General features: G+C 69.8%; 15 protein-coding genes and 1 pseudogene. 9 read left to right on the top strand and 7 right to left on the bottom strand.

The annotated features are described in order from the left end of the window. Positions 1 to 42 precede the first annotated feature (42 nt). The 4 genes and pseudogenes from ABZ861_RS26300 to ABZ861_RS26285 all read right to left on the bottom strand — a co-directional run bounded on the left by ABZ861_RS26300 (position 43) and on the right by ABZ861_RS26285 (position 1,719). Positions 43 to 402 (bottom strand): hypothetical protein, encoded by a 360-nt coding sequence (locus tag ABZ861_RS26300; protein ID WP_361634735.1) that lies wholly within the window; start codon positions 400 to 402, stop codon positions 43 to 45. A 70-nt stretch (positions 403 to 472) separates the two neighbouring features. Next, entirely contained in the window at positions 473 to 664 is a 192-nt protein-coding gene (locus tag ABZ861_RS26295; RefSeq protein WP_361634732.1) for a hypothetical protein, read from the bottom strand. Between the two features lie 206 nt (positions 665 to 870). Beyond that, positions 871 to 1,076: pseudogene (locus ABZ861_RS26290) on the bottom strand. 166 nt (positions 1,077 to 1,242) lie between these two features. Continuing rightward, entirely contained in the window at positions 1,243 to 1,719 is a 477-nt protein-coding gene (locus ABZ861_RS26285; protein WP_361634729.1) for a class I SAM-dependent methyltransferase, read from the bottom strand. A 130-nt stretch (positions 1,720 to 1,849) separates the two neighbouring features. Here ABZ861_RS26285 and ABZ861_RS26280 point away from each other — a divergent pair, with 130 nt between their 5' ends. The 9 genes from ABZ861_RS26280 to ABZ861_RS26240 all read left to right on the top strand — a co-directional run bounded on the left by ABZ861_RS26280 (position 1,850) and on the right by ABZ861_RS26240 (position 13,972). After that, on the top strand, positions 1,850 to 2,599 hold the full coding sequence (locus ABZ861_RS26280) for a hypothetical protein (protein WP_361634726.1): 750 nt from the start codon (positions 1,850 to 1,852) through the stop codon (positions 2,597 to 2,599). A 559-nt stretch (positions 2,600 to 3,158) separates the two neighbouring features. Continuing rightward, on the top strand, positions 3,159 to 6,104 hold the full coding sequence (locus ABZ861_RS26275; RefSeq protein ID WP_361634723.1) for an HD domain-containing protein: 2,946 nt from the start codon (positions 3,159 to 3,161) through the stop codon (positions 6,102 to 6,104). A 523-nt stretch (positions 6,105 to 6,627) separates the two neighbouring features. Then, positions 6,628 to 8,211 (top strand): type I-E CRISPR-associated protein Cse1/CasA, encoded by a 1,584-nt coding sequence (gene casA, locus ABZ861_RS26270; protein WP_361634720.1) that lies wholly within the window; start codon positions 6,628 to 6,630, stop codon positions 8,209 to 8,211. Next, positions 8,211 to 8,933, top strand: coding sequence for a hypothetical protein (locus tag ABZ861_RS26265; protein ID WP_361634718.1), 723 nt, complete (start codon positions 8,211 to 8,213; stop codon positions 8,931 to 8,933). Before casA ends, ABZ861_RS26265 begins: the two co-directional genes overlap by 1 nt. 4 nt (positions 8,934 to 8,937) lie before the next feature. Continuing rightward, positions 8,938 to 10,098: a type I-E CRISPR-associated protein Cas7/Cse4/CasC gene (cas7e, locus tag ABZ861_RS26260; RefSeq protein ID WP_361634715.1), complete on the top strand. Its 1,161-nt coding sequence runs from the start codon at positions 8,938 to 8,940 to the stop codon at positions 10,096 to 10,098. Beyond that, the gene (cas5e, locus tag ABZ861_RS26255; RefSeq protein ID WP_361634712.1) at positions 10,095 to 10,889 is read left to right on the top strand and encodes a type I-E CRISPR-associated protein Cas5/CasD; all 795 of its coding nucleotides are present in this window, start codon (positions 10,095 to 10,097) and stop codon (positions 10,887 to 10,889) included. Before cas7e ends, cas5e begins: the two co-directional genes overlap by 4 nt. Next, positions 10,880 to 11,524: a type I-E CRISPR-associated protein Cas6/Cse3/CasE gene (locus ABZ861_RS26250; RefSeq protein ID WP_361634710.1), complete on the top strand. Its 645-nt coding sequence runs from the start codon at positions 10,880 to 10,882 to the stop codon at positions 11,522 to 11,524. The genes cas5e and ABZ861_RS26250 overlap by 10 nt, the downstream gene beginning before the upstream one ends. Before the next feature lie 37 nt (positions 11,525 to 11,561). Next, positions 11,562 to 13,142, top strand: coding sequence for a Mu transposase C-terminal domain-containing protein (locus ABZ861_RS26245; RefSeq protein WP_361634707.1), 1,581 nt, complete (start codon positions 11,562 to 11,564; stop codon positions 13,140 to 13,142). Beyond that, the gene (locus tag ABZ861_RS26240) at positions 13,139 to 13,972 is read left to right on the top strand and encodes an ATP-binding protein (protein ID WP_361634704.1); all 834 of its coding nucleotides are present in this window, start codon (positions 13,139 to 13,141) and stop codon (positions 13,970 to 13,972) included. The genes ABZ861_RS26245 and ABZ861_RS26240 overlap by 4 nt, the downstream gene beginning before the upstream one ends. Positions 13,973 to 14,237: 265 nt before the next feature. Here ABZ861_RS26240 and ABZ861_RS26235 read toward each other — a convergent pair whose 3' ends face one another. From ABZ861_RS26235 to ABZ861_RS26225, 3 genes are read right to left on the bottom strand one after another with little or no spacing between them, the layout of a single operon-like run. Continuing rightward, on the bottom strand, positions 14,238 to 16,013 hold the full coding sequence (locus tag ABZ861_RS26235) for an ADP-ribosylglycohydrolase family protein (RefSeq protein WP_361634701.1): 1,776 nt from the start codon (positions 16,011 to 16,013) through the stop codon (positions 14,238 to 14,240). 22 nt (positions 16,014 to 16,035) lie between these two features. Beyond that, positions 16,036 to 16,719 (bottom strand): DarT ssDNA thymidine ADP-ribosyltransferase family protein, encoded by a 684-nt coding sequence (locus ABZ861_RS26230; RefSeq protein WP_361634698.1) that lies wholly within the window; start codon positions 16,717 to 16,719, stop codon positions 16,036 to 16,038. Then, a complete protein-coding gene (locus ABZ861_RS26225) occupies positions 16,716 to 16,973 on the bottom strand; it encodes a 3'-5' exonuclease (protein WP_361634695.1) in 258 nt (85 codons plus the stop codon). The genes ABZ861_RS26230 and ABZ861_RS26225 overlap by 4 nt, the downstream gene beginning before the upstream one ends. Between the last annotated feature and the right edge of the window lie 289 nt (positions 16,974 to 17,262).

Raw genomic sequence — 17,262 nt, 5'->3', positions numbered from 1 at the left:
CGGGCACGCCGATGCGGCGCGGGGATGACGGCGGGCGGTCGGTCAGTTGGGGGGCGCCGGGGAAGCGGCGGTAGGGTCCAGGACGATCTCGCCGTGTTCGAGGACGGCGCGGAAGTCGTGGCCGTTAGTGGCCAGGCCGCCGAGCCCGTGGCCGAGGAGGGCGTCGGTGCCGACCGCGTAGTGGGGGCGGACGAGGATCTCTCCGACGATCAGTTGGTGGATGCGTCGGCTGCCGTACCGCAGAGGGTGCGCGTCACCGGTGCCGGGAATGCGGCTGGAGCCGACGAAGGTAACCAGACCGGGACCGGAGTCCTGGACGTACATCCAGGACGGGACATGGCGTGCGTGGGGATCGAGCATGAGGCCGGCCAGGGCGGCGTCGGAGGGGCGGTACGAGTCCATCGGGCTGTTCTCTTGAGGTCGTGAGGGGAGAGCCGGTGCCCCCGGGCACAGGGCCGGCCCGAAGCGGGGACTACTCGCCGGCGCCGGTCACGTGCAGACCGGAGACGCTGGGCAGATGCGAGAGCATCGTGTGGAACTCCGCCGGCCTGAATCCGGCCTGGCACTCCCTCTTGCCGAGCCGAAGAGCCAGGTGCACTTCCACGTCATCGATCTCGTGGTCGCGGGTGGCGACGTAGCCCGTGTCCGGGCACGAGAACGTCACTGACTCGACGCGTGGTCAGTTCGCCGAGGGCGATCCGGTCCCCCTTACGGGGCAATGGCAGGCTGCCGGTCTCCCAGGTGAACCCGCCTCGTAGTCGACCTCGCCGTCGTCGATGCCCGGCCTGAAGCTGACCTCTGCGCGCATGAGCGCTCCTTCTTTCGTATGGCTGTGGCCGGGGCGCGCTGCGCCGGACGGCCGGGTGGTCGTGCTCCTGGCGGGATTCGAGCCCGCGCCGGGTAGACGAACTTGGAAAACGCGCTTTCCTGCCGGAGGTTCGGGGTGTCAGCCCCTCGTTGAGGTTCCCCAACCCTGGGGCTTTTGGCTGGCCAGGGCCCGGTCCCGGTGCATCCGCAACCGTCTCGTCATGACGCCGCTCCGTATTACGGCCGCTCATCCTCTGAGCTACAGGAGCAGGATCGGGCTGCGCCCTCTCTGCGTCAACTACATTACACAAACTCGTAGCGTTAGGCAATGTCGTTCGGGTTCTTCACCGTCAGGTCGGATATCGCCGGGTGCTCGTGGGGAGGACGACGGGTCGGACTGCTGTCGACGTCCGCCCTGGCACGGCGCAGTCGTCCCTATGACGACGCCCTATCACGAGGTCGCGGCCGCAGAGGGAGTCTGGACGCAGATGCTGCGCCTGCCGGTCGCCCCCCGGTCGAGCAGGTCCGGCAGGCCCTCACCGAAGCGGCGCGGACGTGTCCGGTTGCCGCCTTCCTTCCGTGCGAGGGCGACGACCCGGCGAGGGAGGTGCTGCTCTGCCAGCGTCGTAGTCGCGTGTGCTCGCCAGGAAGACGCCCGCCCGGCGTGAGGGGTCGGCGTATCGATCTGAGGGCGCGCAGGAGGTCGTCGTCGGTGACTAGTCGCAGCAGCGCGTTGTCGAAGGAGATCACCGCGTCGAACCGCCGGTCGACCGCGTCGGCCACCTCGCGCACGTCCGCGACGAGCAGCGGGAGCCAGATATCGTGCGCACGCGCCTCCGTAGCGGCGCGTGCGACGGCTCGTTCGCTCAGGTCCGATCCGACGACCTGGTAGCCGTGCGTGCGTAAGGGCACCGCCTAGGTGCCGATACCGCAGGTGCAGTCAAGGATGGCGGCCGGCGGTTCGCCCCCCAGGACCGCAGCAGGGCGTCGACCGTCGCGGCCTCGTCCTGTGCGCTAGAAAACCCCGCGCCCGCTGAAGCAGATGCTCGCGTGGTGGAAGGCGTCCGCGCTCCTGAAGTTCGGCAAGCAGGTGGTCGACGGGCTCCTCCACCGCTGCCGCGCGGCGGGCGCGGCGATCCAGGCCCGGGTGGACCCGCGCGTCGATGTCGTCCTCGCCGCCGTCGACGTCGCCGCGGTCGTCTTCACCGTGCGCGGCAAGTTCGCCCGCCGCCACGTCCTGGCCGAAGCCCGCCGACACCTGCTGGAGACCCTGCGCGGCCAGGAGTTCACGCGCGGCCTGGACGACTGCGTCGCGAACCGCGCCCTGTCCGACCACGGCCGCCAGGCCACCGCTCCCCAGCCCAGCCGCCGTGCCCCGGCCGCCGACCAGATCTTCTACACCGCCGACTTCGCCAAGCCCGACCCCTGGTGGATCGCCGGCACCGACGGCAAGCCGCCGCGGGAGTCGAGCCGCTACGAGCGGGCCCGGGTCGCCAGCCTCGCCGTACAGGGCGCGATCCGCGCCGCGCGCGCTGCGACCGCCGGGCGGGACGACGCCCCCGCGACGGCATCGGCCGCCGCGCACACCGAAGACCTGCACCACGACCTGGCGTCAGACCCGCTGCACGCCGTCGACCACCCCGGCCGGGACGCCGCGCTCACCCCGGCTGCTGAGTCTCATCTCGATGTCCAGCGGGATTCTCACCGTGAGGCCATGTGTCCGTTGTCGCTGTCATCTCTTGTGACGTGCTCTTTTGTTGATCCTCGGCAGAATCAAAGGCGGAGCCGGTGAGAAATTGACGTGACGCCAGATGAGAAGTAGCAGGACATTGTAGTGAGAATCCCAATAATGGACCCTTCCTGGCCTGCAGTTTCTTCCAGTTGGGCGAAGTTCTGCCGACTACTGGCCTCCTCTGTGTTGAGTCGTCCCTGCGTGTGCTGGGCGGAGTGGAAACCGTTGCTCTCCCACAGTGCGGCGATCGATTCATCCCTGCGTGTGCGGGGCAACGGGAAGGTCGTGGTGCGGGCCTGCTGGGTGAAGGAGCCATCCCTGCGTGTGACGGGGCGGAGATGCTGGCATCGCGGATCTTCATCTGGCAGAAGGAAGCATCCCTGCGAGTGCAGGGCGGAGTTGAAGTGCGACTCACCCATCGTGGACACGAACGAGTCATCCCTGCGTGTGCAGGGCGGAGAAGAGCTGGACGTGGAAGAGCGGGCAGTGGACCGAGTCATCCCTGCGTCTGCGGGGCAGGCTGCCCGGTTCAGCGGTGACGTGCAGTTAAGTCTAGTGCACTGGTCGTTACTTGGCCGTTGGTGCGGATAAGCGGAACTGCGGCTGAAGGGGGCTGTGGGTGGGGGCGGTTGAGGATGCACGGCTCCGCGGTATCGATCTCGGGGTGTGGGCGGAGTTTGAGGCAGCGACGTGGACGTCGTATCCGCTGCTGTTCCGGATGCTGGATGACGCGGCGGTTGCGGCGGTCCTGTGGGACCGGTTCTTGAGCTCTTCGCAGCGTGCGGTGATTGCCGAGGGCCTAGGCGTGGGCGAGGAGCAGGCGCGGTCGCTGATGGCGTTGTTGGCGGGCTTGCGGGAGCTGGGCAAGCTGGTGCCGGGCTTCCAACGGCATGAGCGTGGCGCGTGGGAGCGGCTGAGCGAGGATCTGGTGGCCGGGGCGAGCCGTGTCTCGCCGGTACCGGTGGAGGTGGACCGGTCCTCGATGCATGTGGCGCTCGGCGTGCTGGTCGGGTTCGGCTTCGCCGCCGGCGGCAACAGCAGTCCGGCGGTTCGGTGTGCGCAGGTCGTCGGGGGCATGGGGGGCCGGTTCCTGCAGGTCGATGTGAGCGGTGGTGCTGCCGCACGGAGGGTCGCGGCCACGGCCGGCGGGCTGGCTTGGCGGGAGTTGCGGTCCCGCTACGCGGCGCTGGTGCGGTATCTGACCGGCGCGGCGGTGGTTCCAGAGCGTGTGTCGGTGCAGGCGGCGGTACTGATGACCGGGGTGGGGATGCTGGCGGGCCGGCTGTCCGGGCAGCGCGGGCACTGGCAGCAGGCAGCCCACATGCCGGCGTTCGGTGCAGCCGAACACTTCGCGGATGCCCGCGCGAGGGCGGTCGAGGCGGTCGGTGAGGCGGAGCTGGAGCGCGTCGACCTGGAGCCGGTGCCGTTCACCACCGCCCACCCGCACGTGAAGGGCCACAACGATCTGCAGGCCTCGCTGATGGCACAGCTGCCCGGCCTGGTGGGCGAGTACGGCGTCGGCATCACGGTGATCGCCGACGGTACGGGATCGGGCAAGAGCGTCGGAGCCCTGGAGGCCGCCCGGATCTGCAACGGCGCATGCGGCACGGCCGGCTTGGCGTGGCTGATGCCGACCACGGCGACCGCCGATGCCGCGTGGGAGATGCTGGAAGCGTATGTGCGTGCCCACCGGCCCGAGCGGGTGCCGGTCACGCTGGCCCACAGCCGGAGCCGGCTGAACCCCGCCTACACTGACGCACAGCTCACCACCGAGGCGGCCGGCGGACATGCTGATTCTGCCGGTGCCCTGGCCGCGCTGATGCCTGACGGCACGCGCCCGGCCGGCACTCCGGCACCCGGCGAGGTAACTTCGACCGGCCTGGACAGCGGCGTGCCGGAGCCGACAGGGGCGGGGGAGTGGGCGGCGCGGGAGGTGACCGCGCCGGAGGGCTTCCTGCGCAGCCAGGACGCGGCGCTGCTGGCCCAGTTCAGCGCGGCGACCGTCGATCAGGCGCAGATGGCGGTGCTGCCGGTGGAGTTCAGCGCGCTGCGGTTGCTGGCCCTGTCGGGCAAGACGGTGGTCGTCGACGAAGCCCATGCCCTGACCCCGTACAGTCACCTGCAGTTGCTGCGGCTGCTGGGCTGGCTGGGGAGTCTTCGTACGCCGGTGGTGCTGCTGTCGGCGACGATGCCCTCCTCGACCGGCAGCGCCATGGCGGCTGCGTATCTGGCCGGCGCCGGGCACGATCCGGGCCGGGTTGCGGCCGCGGACTATGCGCCGGCGTTTCCGGGGTGGCTGTTCGCCGATGCCGCCACCGGCACCGCCCATCGGATGCAGGAGACGGCCCGTGTCCGGCATTCCCAGGCGCAGAGCCGCCCGCTGCGGGTGACCATGCGTGCGGTGACCTACAGGCGGCTGGGCGACGGGGGCCGGGAGGTGGAGCCGGACGAGCGGCTCGCCGTGGTCGGCCGGACGATCGGACAGGTGGCTGTTGAGGGCGGCTGCGCGATGGTGGGGTGTGCGACGGTCGCTGACAGCCAGGACACCTACCGGTATCTGCAGCGGTCCTGGACCGGCGATCCGGGGGAGCTGATGCTGCTCCATGCGCGGTTCCCCGGCTGGGTGCGTGAACAGCGCACCGGCTGGGTGCGCCGGACTCTCGGTCCGGCCGGGCCCCGCCCGGACCGGCTGGTCGTGGTGACCACAAGCATGCTGGACACCAGCTTGGACATCGACGTGGACATGATGGTCAGTGACCTGGCCTCGATCGCCCGGCTGCTGCAGCGCGCGGGACGCCTCGCGCGCTTCTACCGGTCCTGGCAGAACACCAGTCGCCGCCCACCCTGGTGGAGTCCCGGCCACGTGCCGCGCCTCACGGTCCTGCAGCCGCTCGGCACCGCAGGGGTCACCGCGGTCCCGGCCGAGTGGCGCACCGTGGAGCCGGCATTCCTGCTGCACGCCACCGCAGCCCTCCTGCAGGCCAAAGGCCACGACCTGGAGCTGAACGTGCCCGGCGACGTGCAGGATCTGGTCGAGCAGGTCCACGGCGAGCACTCCCCGTTCGCCGACGAAACGGCGACCTTGCGCCGGCTGCTGGCCGGACACCTGGAGCGCACCATGGCCGAGGAACACCTCAGCGCCGTGCACCTGATCCCGCCGCACGACCGGGTATCGGCCTTGGCCGACCTGCATCGCCAATATCTGACCGCCGCCCAGGCCGCCACCCGCCTCGGCACACTGCCGCGACGTCTGCTGCCGTGCTACATGGCTGGTGGCGTACTGGCCCTGGACCGTGCGGGGACGCAGCCGCTGCCCGACCAGAAGTACCTGAACCCCCGCCAGGTCCGCCACATCCTGCAGCACACCCTGCCCGTACCGGCCGCCTGGGTCGCCCGCCGCGCCCCGCAGCACCGGCCTCCGGCCAGCTGGGACCAGCATCCGCTGCTTGCCGACCTGGTTCTGCTGCCCAGCCCCGCTGGTGACCCCGCCCACACCGAGCATTACGGACGTCATCGCCTGCGCATGGATGACGAACTGGGCCTGATTCACGCCCAGGTGAACTGACCTGCTCGGAGCCGCTGCGGCGGAACGGACTGCCGATACCGACAGGACGTCCTGTGCAGGGGAACGCAGCGTCAGCCCGTCCAGCCCCGCCCCGGTAATCAGCGGCAGGACGCACCCAACACCCGTACAGAAAATACCGATAATCACACTTTCTCACGCATTGGACATGATTGGTTACTGTGTGATTGTCTCTGGGTGTTCAGAGAGCCCAGACGGCTCGGAGAGGGACACAACCGTCACGCCACAAGCATGAGTGGCGGTATGCCGGTCTCACTCCGCCGCCGTCGGCATGAACACGGGACAGTCCAGCGAACCTGCCGAGTCGGCCAGCGCTCAGGGCAGGCCGGCACACTCACCTCTGACGCTTGGCCAGCCCCGTTTCCCTCCCCGCCTCGGCCTTTCACAGGCTGGCGCATCGCACGTCCCTCTCTCCACCTCCGTTCCTCCGCGCGGCCTGCCGACCCCGGACTGCTGTCCAGGGGCCCAGGCGGTGCTGTGTCTTCGTCCGTAGGAGACGCCCTTGATGCCCTGTGTTCCCGCCCGTTTCAGTGCCGCCGACGATCCGTGGATCGATGTCCGAAGCGGCACCGCCTACCGTCAGGTGGGCCTGCGGGACTTGTTTCTCCACGCCCACACCATCGATGACCTGGCGATGCCGAACGCGCCGTCAGCGTCCGGGCTGCTGCGCATCACCGCTGTCATCACCGCCCGCATCACCGCCCTGGACGATCCGGCGCTATCCGCCGACCAGTGGAACGCCCGCCGCTGGGATCTGCTGTCCTCACCCGACGGCTTCAACCCCGCTGCGGTGAATGCCTATTTCGACAACAAAGCCCACTGCTTTGAGGTGTTCGACCCGATGCGGCCCTGGCTGCAGGACCCGCTGCTGGCATCCCAGTGCAAAGCCCCCTCGGGTATCAACAAACTGGTCTTTGGCCGCCCGTCCGGCAACAACCTCGCCTGGCTGAGCCCGCACCACGACCTCGACCCGGCACCCGTACCGACCGCCCAAGCCCTGCAGCACCTGCTCATCCACCACTACTACGGCGCCAGCGGCGGCAATACACCACGCACCGTCGGCCGCCGCGCCCCCCGGCACGTGGGCGGACGCAGCGGCCCGCTGCGCTCGACGGTCTCCTTCCACCCGCTGGGCCGCACCCTCTACGAGACGCTCCTGGCCCAGGTCCCCAAGCTCGCCGGGGAGCAGACCGGCACCGATCTGTGTCCGTGGGAAGACCCCGCCCCGGCCGCCCCTGACGGCCCGCCCGCCCCGATGACCTGGCCGGGGCGGATCCTGACCGGCCGTTCCGAGCACGCGCTGCTGCTGGTGCCCGGCCGCGACGGTTCGTGCGTCCGCGACGTGTACCTGACCTGGGCCACCGAGCGTCCACCGCTGCCGGCCACCGACCCCTACCTGGTCATTCACACCAACGGCAAAGCCAAACCCGCACTGCGCCGCTACCCGCGCCGGGCGGACGCCGACAAGGCCTGGTGGCGGGAACTGGAGGCACTGCTGCTGGCGCCGGACGAACGCCGCGCTTTCCGCCGGCCGCAGATCTTCGACACCCTCAACGATCTGCCCGAACCCGTCCGTGCCAGCCTGCGGGTCCGTGTCCACGGCTTCGACCAGGACGGCAAGGTCAACAACCGGCGCTGGTACACCGCGATCACCCCGCCGATTTGGGCCTGGGCCCAGGAACACGACCCGGAACGCGCCGAACGGATCGCCGAATGCGTCGCGGCGGCAGAACACCATGCCGGGCGGCTGACCTACCTGGCCGGCCAGGCATGGAAAGACACCGTCAACGGCCCCGGCCGCCCGCAGGACGGCCGCACCCTCGGAAAACCCGAGAAGAAATCGGCGTCCCCGTGGGTGGAACCGGCCCGCGCGGCGTACTGGCCGCTGGCCGAGCGGGCGTTCTGGCGCCTGCTCGACCAGCCGGACCTCTCCGTCCGGCGGGCGTTCGCCACCGCCGCGGAGCAGGCGCTGCGTACCGCCACCGCAGGCGACCGCGTCCGCCTGCGGCATGCCGCCCGCGCGGTTGCCGCCGCCGTGGCCGAACTCCACCGACCCCCGCGCACCCGACCGGAAGAGGAACGCCGCTGATGACCACGGCCGCCGAACGCCGCCGCCACTACCAGGACTTCACCACCGAGATCCTCAAGCTGTGCGCCGACCCAGGCGTGCGCAGAGACCTCAGGGACGGCCGTGGCCGCCCGGTCAAGGAATGCCTGCGGATGCACAGATACCTGACCGTGCGCACCGCCGGCCACGGCCGGCGCCACGCCCACTACACAGTCGCTTCCCTCATCGCCCTGGCCGACCCCCTCGAAGCACTGCGCACCCGCCCCACCCCCGCCCCGCAGCCCGCTGCCGGCGAACTCGCCGCGCAGCCCCCCTCCACCGACCTGTGCCCGTCCCCCGTCACCGACCCGAGCAGCACACCTGCGGCGCCCCCAGCCGCACAGATCTCTCCGTCCGGCCCGCCGGACGCCTCCGGCCCCGGGCAGTGCGACCCCGCCGCCTACACGACTGCAGCCTGGCGCAAGCGCCCCAACCTCGGCGTGACTCTGGCACGCGCGGTACGCCGTGCCGGCTTCAACGAGGACCGCACGGACGACCTCCTGCATGTCATCGTCCGTGTCGATGACGACCACCTTCACCAGCACCTGCTGCCCTCTCTGACCGACCGGCTGCTGCGCGCGGGACTTGCCTGGGACTGGCCCGTCCTGCTCGACGACCTCGCGGTCCGCGTCTTCGACCCGGACCAGGTCGCCACCCGCTGGCTGGACGCGTTCTACCTCACCCTCAACCCCATCAAGGACTGATGACATGACCAGCGGCTCCCGCTTCCTCGACCTCCACGTCCTCCAGCCGGTCACTGCCTCCAACCTGAACCGCGGGGAAAGCGGCCACCCCAAAACGATCAAATTCGGTGACGCCGAGCGGGCCATGGTCTCTTCGGCAGCCTGGAAGCGGCCGGTGCGCCTGGAGATGGAGGACGAACTCGGCGAGAGCGCCGCCCGTACCCGCATGGTCCCTCCGGTTCTCGCCGACGCCCTGCGCCAGCACGGCTGGCCGCAGGATCTGGCGGACTTCACCGCAGCTCAGGTGGCCCTGAGCGCCAAGACCGGCGGGCTGAAGACCAACCCGCAGCAAGGCCACCGCACCCAGGCCATGCTCTACCTGCCCGCCGACGTCACCGGCCGTCTGCTGCAGATCTGCACCGGCCACCGCGGCGAACTCGAGCAGGCTCTGGCCGACCAGAACGCCACAGGCAAGCAGGCCCCGACCGTCCTGCCCACCAAACGGATCGCGGCCGAGCTGACCCGCCGCACCACCACTATCAACCTGTTCGGGCGGATGCTCGCTGAGATTCCCACCGGACACGTCGACGGCGCCGTGCAGATGGCACCCGCGTTCACCGTCCACGACGCCCGCCCGCAACCGGACTTCTTCACCGCAGTTGAGGACTGGCCCCGACCGGGTGAGGCCGGCAGCGCCCACCTGGAGACCGCCTTCCTGACCGCAGGCGTGTTCTACCGCTTCGCCACTGTCAACGTCACCACACTCATCACCAACCTCGACGGCGACACCGCCGCCGCGCAGAAGCTGATCGACCTGTTCGTCTGGACCTTCACCATGGCGATGCCCCAGGGTAAGAAGACCTCCACCGCACCTCACGGCGTACCCGACCTGCTTCACTACGCCGTGCGCGACCGGCGGCCGATCTCCTACGGCGCGGCGTTCGAACAGCCCCTGACCGCCCGAGGACAGGGCTACACCGCCCCCGCCCGGCAGACACTGGCCGACTACGCCGCCACCATCGACCGCCTGGTTGGCACCCGCCGCCGCATCGCGCACGGCCACGCCACCGCAGCCGGACACCCCATCGACCAACTCGGCACCTGCCACGACGGATTCGAGGACCTGGCAGCAGCCTGCGCTGCCGCCGCACTGAACCCCACCCACCCCGCGCGGGACGCGGCATGAGCCGTGGGCTGGTACTGCGCCTGGCCGGCCTGCTGCAGTCCTGGGGAGAAACAGCCGCCTTCCCTCACCGCGACACCGCCGCCTTCCCCACCCGCTCCGCGCTCATCGGCATGTTCGCCGCCGCCCAGGGCCGCACCCGGGAACAGGCCCTGGACCCCTACCCGGACCTTCCCAGCACCCCCAGCCACCACGACCTGGTCTTCACCCTCCGCATCGACCGGCCCGGCACCCCCCACCGCGACTTCCAGACCGCAGGCGGCGGACGCCCCCACGGCACAGGCCTGCGCACCGCCGCCGGCGGATACCGCAGCCAAGCCAAATCAACCCTCGTAACCTACCGCGACTACCTCGCCGGAGCCGTCTTCACCATCGCCGTGCAAGGACCCGCGCCACTGCTGCAGCACATCGCCGGCACCCTGGCCGAGCCCTGCTTCTCGCCCTACCTCGGCAGACGCAACTGCCTGCCCGACGAACCCCTGATCATCCACACCGACATCCCCGACCCGGTGACCGCACTGCGCACCGCGGTACCGCTGAGCCTTCGGCACCCACCCGCTCCAGGCGCCACGCACGTCCCGGTCACCTTCGTCCACGAACACCCCCCGTCCCCCGGCGACACCCCACACCGCGAAAGCCCCAGCCAGCCCGGCGACTTCGCCCCCCACAGCCGCACGCACCTGCTGCGGCCGCTATGGCAGACCACCGAAAACCTGCCCGCCGCCCTGTACGCCGGGCCCCAGCCGATCGAGGCACTCACCGACTACATCCTCAAGGACCCTTCATGCCCATGACCCTGACCCGCATCGTCGTCAACCGCGGCCACCGCCAGGCCCGCGTCGACCTTGCCAACCGGCCAGGAATGCACAAGACCCTCATGCGGCTCCTCGCCCGCCCCGAAGGCTCCACACCCCGCAAGAACGGCGGGCTGCTGTTCCGCCTGGAGCCCGGCCTTGACCCTGTACTGCTAGTACAGACCGCCGACACCCCGGACCTGACCGGCCTGCCCGGCGGCTACGGCACCGCCGACACCCGCGACCTGACCCCCATGCTGACCGCCCTCACCCCCGGGCTGCCGGTGCGCTACCGCATCACCGCCGCCCCCACCGCCTACCGCCCCACCGGCGCACCACCCGACCCGGTCACCGGCCGCCGCCCCCGAGGCAAGATCACCAGCCTGCAAGGCCACGATGCACAGGCCTGGTGGCAGCGCCGAGCCAGCACCGCCGGCCTGCAGCTGACCGGACCCACCGAAACCCTCGACCGCCCCTTCCCCAGCCCCGAGCGGCCCGCCCCCTTCTACAGACTCACTCAGTTCGACGGCACCGCCACCATCGCCGACCCGGGCCTGCTCGCCACCGCACTGCGCGAAGGCATCGGTAAGGGCAAGGCCTACGGCGCCGGCCTGCTCACCCTCGCCCCCGCCTAACCCCCGCCAGCACCCTCAGAAAGCACACCACGCACTGATGAAGCACACGCCCCCACCACCCCCCGACCCGACCCAACTCCGAGCCCTGGCCGTACGCCTGCTGCTGGAAGACGCCGCCGAGCACACCCCCACCAGCGGCCGTATGGCCGCCCTTGCCCGCGCACATGACGTTGATCCCCGCACCGTGCGCCGCTGGGTCGAGAACGCCCGCGCCAACGGCGGCACTTACACCCCGGCCGGCCGGCCGCACTTCGAACTCACCGATCACATGCTCGACGTACTGGCGCGCTGGCACGGCAACGTCAAACGCGCCCACCTGGAACTGAAAGCAGAAGCCAAAGAAGATCCCACGCTGCCCGAAGTGCCCGCCCGGGCCACCTTCCACCGAGCCGTGCACCGCCAGCTCAACCGCGGCCAACTCGCGGGCCTGCGCGGAGGAGAAGCCGCCCGCCGGCGCTTCGACGTCTTCGGTAAACGCGAACGCCACCACCGCAACTACGCCTGGGAGACCGACCACGTCGAAGCCAGCGTCAAAGTCATCATCGACGGCCACATCCGAAAACCATGGATCACATGGTTCATCGACTGCGCCACCGACGGCATCTGCGGCTTGGCCGTCACCCCGCAGACCCCCAGCCGGGAAAGCATCCTCGTCGCCCTGCGCGACGCCCTGCTCACCACCTCCAAACACGGCCCCTTCGGCGGCCGCCCCCAACGCGTGCGCGTCGACGGAGGCAAGGACTTCCTGTGCAAGACCGTCGGTGAAGCGATGGACCTTCTGGGCACCGAGCTCATCGTTCTGCCGCCCCGCCGTCCCGACCTGAAGCCCACCGTCGAAGCGGTCAACGGCGCCGTCAAGAAGACACTCTTCGCCGACATGCCCGGCTACACCGAAGCCCCCACCCTGCCCGGCGGCAAACCCATCGACCCCGACCCCGAACTCCTCCACTTCGAGGTCTTCGTCACCCTGCTCCTTAACTGGGTGCGGCAATGGAACACCGAGAACACCATCCAGGATTTGGGCGGCAAGACCCCCGCCCAGGCGTGGGCCGCCGACCCCACTCCCATCAGGACCGTCACCGCCAGGGACATCCACGCCTTCACCCTGGAACGCCTCGGAAAGCCGCTGACCATCACCAGCAAAGGCGTCCGCTGGCGCAAACGCGACTACTTCGCTCCCTGGATGGTGGGCAAAGGCGGAGAGAAAGTCCACCTGCGCTACATGCCCCACCACGACCGCTACGTCGAACTGTACGAACCGACAACCGGCCAGTACCTCGGCTCAGCCGTCATGGCCAACCAGGCTTCCCCCGCCGTACGTCGCGAACTGGACCGCGCCCGCCGACGCGAAGCCGACGAACTGCGCCGATGCCTGGAGAAGGCAGAGAAGAGCCGCAAGGCCCGCTACGCGGCCGTCAACAAAGGTCCCACACACAGGCTGGACGCCATCACCCAGGACCAGGCCATCCAGGAACTGCGCGAGCTGGGCGGCGCCGACCTGAGCAGCCAGGCACTGCCCGGCTTCCTGCCCCTTCCGGCACCCACCGACGGCTGGGCCGTGCCCCACCCCCGCACCGGCCCCACCGACTCCGACCAGCCCGAGGAGGACAACCAGTGAACACCACACCCACCTCCCCTTTCAGCGTCGGCCGACTCCCCGGCGAAGCCGACGACCACTTCCTCGGCCTCGAACACGCCGTTCCCATGGCCACCGACGCTGCCCTGCTCACGGAATCCCTGGTCGGCAAGGCCGTCACCCGCAAGGCCATCATCTGCATCCACGGACAGGTCGGCCTGGGCAAGACCTTCGCTGTCAACGCCGCCTGCCGCAAACTCGCCCCCGACACCACAGTGTGGCTGCAGTTCGCCCAAGCCCCTCACATGGCACAGATCCGAGCAGCCCTCTGGGACGGCCTGAACCTCCCCGGCCCAGCGCCGGTCAACACCACCCACATCTGCGACGACCAAATCAGCCAGACACTGGCCAGTACCTTCCATCTCCTCCTGCTCGACGAAATGCAACACCTGGGACCCACCGCCCTCGAGTATCTGCGGGATCTGTGGGACAAGAACAACAAAACAGCGAAGACCCTGGCCATCGTCCTCGTCGGCAGCGGCAACACCCGCCAGAAGATCCTGCACCGTAGCGCCCTGCACTCACGCGTCCACCGCTGGCAGCAGTTCAGCCCCCTCACCCCAGCCGAGATCCTCACCGTCATCCCCAGCTACCACCGACTGTGGAACGACGTCGAGGACGACGTACTGCTGTGGATCGACGATTGTGCCGGACACGGCTGCTTCCGCACCTGGGCCAATCTCACCGTCATCCTTCAAGACGCCCTCGATGACGACCCGAAACGGACCTTCAGCAAGGACCTCGTCCGCTGGGCATTCAGCCAACTCGATCCCACCACCCGTTTCCCCGGCCAAGTCGGCATCGACCGCTGAACCGGGCTGCTCACGCTCAAAGTCCCCGCGGCCACCACCGCCTCCGCAGCGACCGCGGAGGCTTCGGCCGGGCCATGGAATCCTTTGCCAACGACGGGTGATCTCAGGTCGCCGTCCTGCGCGTCATCCACGACCACAAGCTGCGCCGCATTCTGACCTTCCATCACCGTGTCGCAGATGCCCGTGCCTTCGCCACCACCCTGGCGGAGACGGCCGCCGGGACGGCCCCCGCGACACACGCGACGGACCAGGTCGTCTTGGGATGTCAGAGCCCGACGTCCCAACGTGGTGCGCGACGGTCGCCGGCAGCCGCGAACACCACGGTGAGGTAGGGGTCGATCTGGACCCGGAAGGTGCCTGTCTCCTCGTCACCGGTGACGTTCACGTCGTGGCTGGCGAGCAGTTGCCGGGTCTGGTGCAGGTCCGGCACCGCGACCCGCAACTGAGCGAGCGGCTCAGGCGGGGCGGGTGTGGCGGTACGGTCCTGGGTGAGGACGAGCTGACCGTAGGAGGCCCAGGCGGGGCCGTAGCGGTCGGGCGAGAGGCCGAAGAAAAACGACAGGACCCGGCGGACCTGTTCGGAGTCGGCGACCTGCACGTAGGCGCCTTGCAGCTGGGCCGCCGTCTGCGGGGTGCGCACCGGTGGCCGAGATGGCTCGACCCGGGCAAGGCCAGGGGATGAGGCGACGTCGAACAGCGCAGCCTGACGGTTCTCGGGTCGGCGCAGATGGAGGGTCTGGCCGTCCTCCGTCACCGCTACCAGCCACCGCTCCGCCTCGTCCTCCGGGGCCGGACTCACGTGGGCGTTGCGACGGTCGGGCAGCCGCAGCATGCGCGGGACGCTCGCCGCACGCGACAGCTGTTCGGCGAAAACGGTCCGGGCCCCCAGCGCCTGCTCGTGGGTCGGGGTCTGCATCCGAGCCTTCTCCGGTGCTGCGATAAGGCCCTCGGCCAGGTCGACGAGCAGGGCGCGGTCCTGGACGGTATGGCCCATCGCACCGAGCCATTCGGTGCCGAGCGCCGCGCCGAGCAGGGCACCGGTCATCGACGCCAGGGTGTCGGTATCGGCGCCGTCGAGACGGGCGGCGGTGGCAAGCGCCAGGTCCGGGCTGGAAGCCGACCGCGTGGCCAGATAGGCTGCCGCGACCGCGCAGAGCGTCCCGGACCCGCGACTGTCCTTGGCAGTGAGGCCCTGCCGAGTGAGGAACAGCGTCGGGGCGCTGACCGCGCCCTCCTTCAACTCTCTCTGTGCGGCACCCAGAAGTTGCTCGGCCTCCGTCGCTGCTGCAAGCCACACCTGATCGAACCGGCCCTCGAAGTGGCCGGCCGCACGGTCCTGCCACGCCTCCGGCAGGGCGCGCCAGAACGACTGCTGCCAGTGCTTCGCGTCGTCCAGCAACGTGTTGACCAGCCACCCGTAGGGCAGTGGCGGAGACTCGCGCAGGCTGACCCACAGCGCATAGGCGTGCGCGACCGCGCCGAGCAGCGCCCTCGGGTGGCCGTGGGTGGTGGCCGCGTCGCGGACCACGTCGATGGCGAGTTCATCGAACCGCAGGTCTTGGTGGTGGACCAGTACATGCGGGGCGATCCGCATCGCCGCGCCGTTCGCGCCGGTGGCGAAGTACCGGGCCACCGCCGCGGCCGGCCCGTCCCACGGGGCGCGGTCACGCGCCCAGGACCGGCAGGCGGCCTTGACACTGGCGCCTGCGCCACGCTCGTAATCCAGCAGGAAGGGCCACTCCACCCGCTCCAGCCACCTCAGCCACTGCGGGCCGGCCGCCAGCCGGGCACGGGCGACCGCGATCGTCATCTGCGTGTCGTCGCTGTAGTCGCCTGCGTCGACGTGCTCGGGGACACGCTGCTGCCGCGAGCCCGCGAACCGGTCCCAGGCGAAGAAGCCCCCCGAGGCGGGCACCTCTCCCAGCGGGCGAGTGCGGTCGCGCCGCTCGTAGGGCCAGCCCAGCGCGTCGCCAGCCGCTGCCGCCAGCAGCGTGCCGGTGGCGCGGTCACGCCAGGGGTGAAGGGCGGGCGAAGCATTCACGGGGTCACTCTGCCAGAGTCGTTCATGGGCTGACGGGATGCTCGGCGGGACGCTGACCGGCCCGCACCAGGTTGCTGAGCTGATACTTGTCGAACAGGTCGGGGGCCACCAGCATCGGCGGCAAGAGCTTCCCCGTGACCAGGTGGTCAGTCAGTCGATACCGCTCCAGTTCGGCCTGCTCCTTGGAGGCGACGATCACCGAGGTGATGGCGGTCGCGGACACCGGCCCGGGGATCAGCGCCTCGGCCTGGTCGTCGGTGGGCGCCCACAGCGGGTGCGCGGGCCCACGCCGCCGGGGGGCGTTGCCGGTCACCTGCGGTGCGAACATCGCCTCGAATGCAGCCAGGCCCCCGGCGACGTGAACTCCTTCGTGGCGGGCGGCGTTGAAGGGGCAGAACCCCGTCCCGGTCAGATCCAGCAGCCGCAGGTCGAGGGTGAGGATCACCCACTCCTGGAAGTGCGGATCAAGTCCCCGGGCCTTGTCCAGGTACCAGGTGTTGGGGTACTCGACGCTGCAGTTGATGTGGTGTAGGTAGCCGTCCAGGCGCCGCTGGTCGGTGGGGCGGAATCCCTCACTGCTCTCCCGCAGCTCCGCCGCCCCGCGCAACTCGCCCGTGGACAGGATGTGGCCCAGGCCCACGGCTTTGGTGAAGTGGCACAGCCGCGTGATGCCGCGCTGCTGCGCCCGCGCCCAGATCCCAGTCATGTCGGAAGGCTATAGAACAGGTCTGACATCGCGTCGGGCAATAGGCGAGTCAGCGGCCCGGAGCGCAGAATGACCAGTTCGCTGCGGGCACGGGTGACCGCCACGTACAGCTGCCGGGCCTCTCTGGCCAGTGCCTCCTCCAGCCCATGGGCGGCGACCTCGGTCGGCTTGGGCAGCTCGTCCACATCGCACAAGGGAAGGATCACCGAGTCGAACTCCAGGCCCTTGGCCGCCGAGTAGGTGCCGTAGAACACCCCCGGCCCCTTGGGCCACGACGGGAGTTCGCGGTGGATGCGGTAGTGCCGGTGCCGCGGATCCAAGTGCTGCCTGAGCACCGCCTCCTGGGCACGGGTCCGCATCAGCACTGCGACACGCCGGTCGGTGGCCAGGCCGTTAGCGTAGGAAGCCGCCTGTCTAATTCATAGAATTAAGCAACGCGCTAGGCCCCCTGGAGCCATTCGAGGTTCTTCGCCAAGAAGAGATGCCCGATGTCGCCAGCCGTCACGTAGAAGAACTTCCTGCCTACGCCGTAGGTCTCCTCCC

Origin of the sequence: Streptomyces sp. NPDC046985 (genome assembly GCF_040644415.1) — a bacterium.
In the GTDB taxonomy this organism is placed as follows: Bacteria; Actinomycetota; Actinomycetes; order Streptomycetales; family Streptomycetaceae; genus Streptomyces.
Note: the sequence above shows the minus strand (reverse complement) of the source record. Positions and strands in the feature narration are given on the sequence as shown.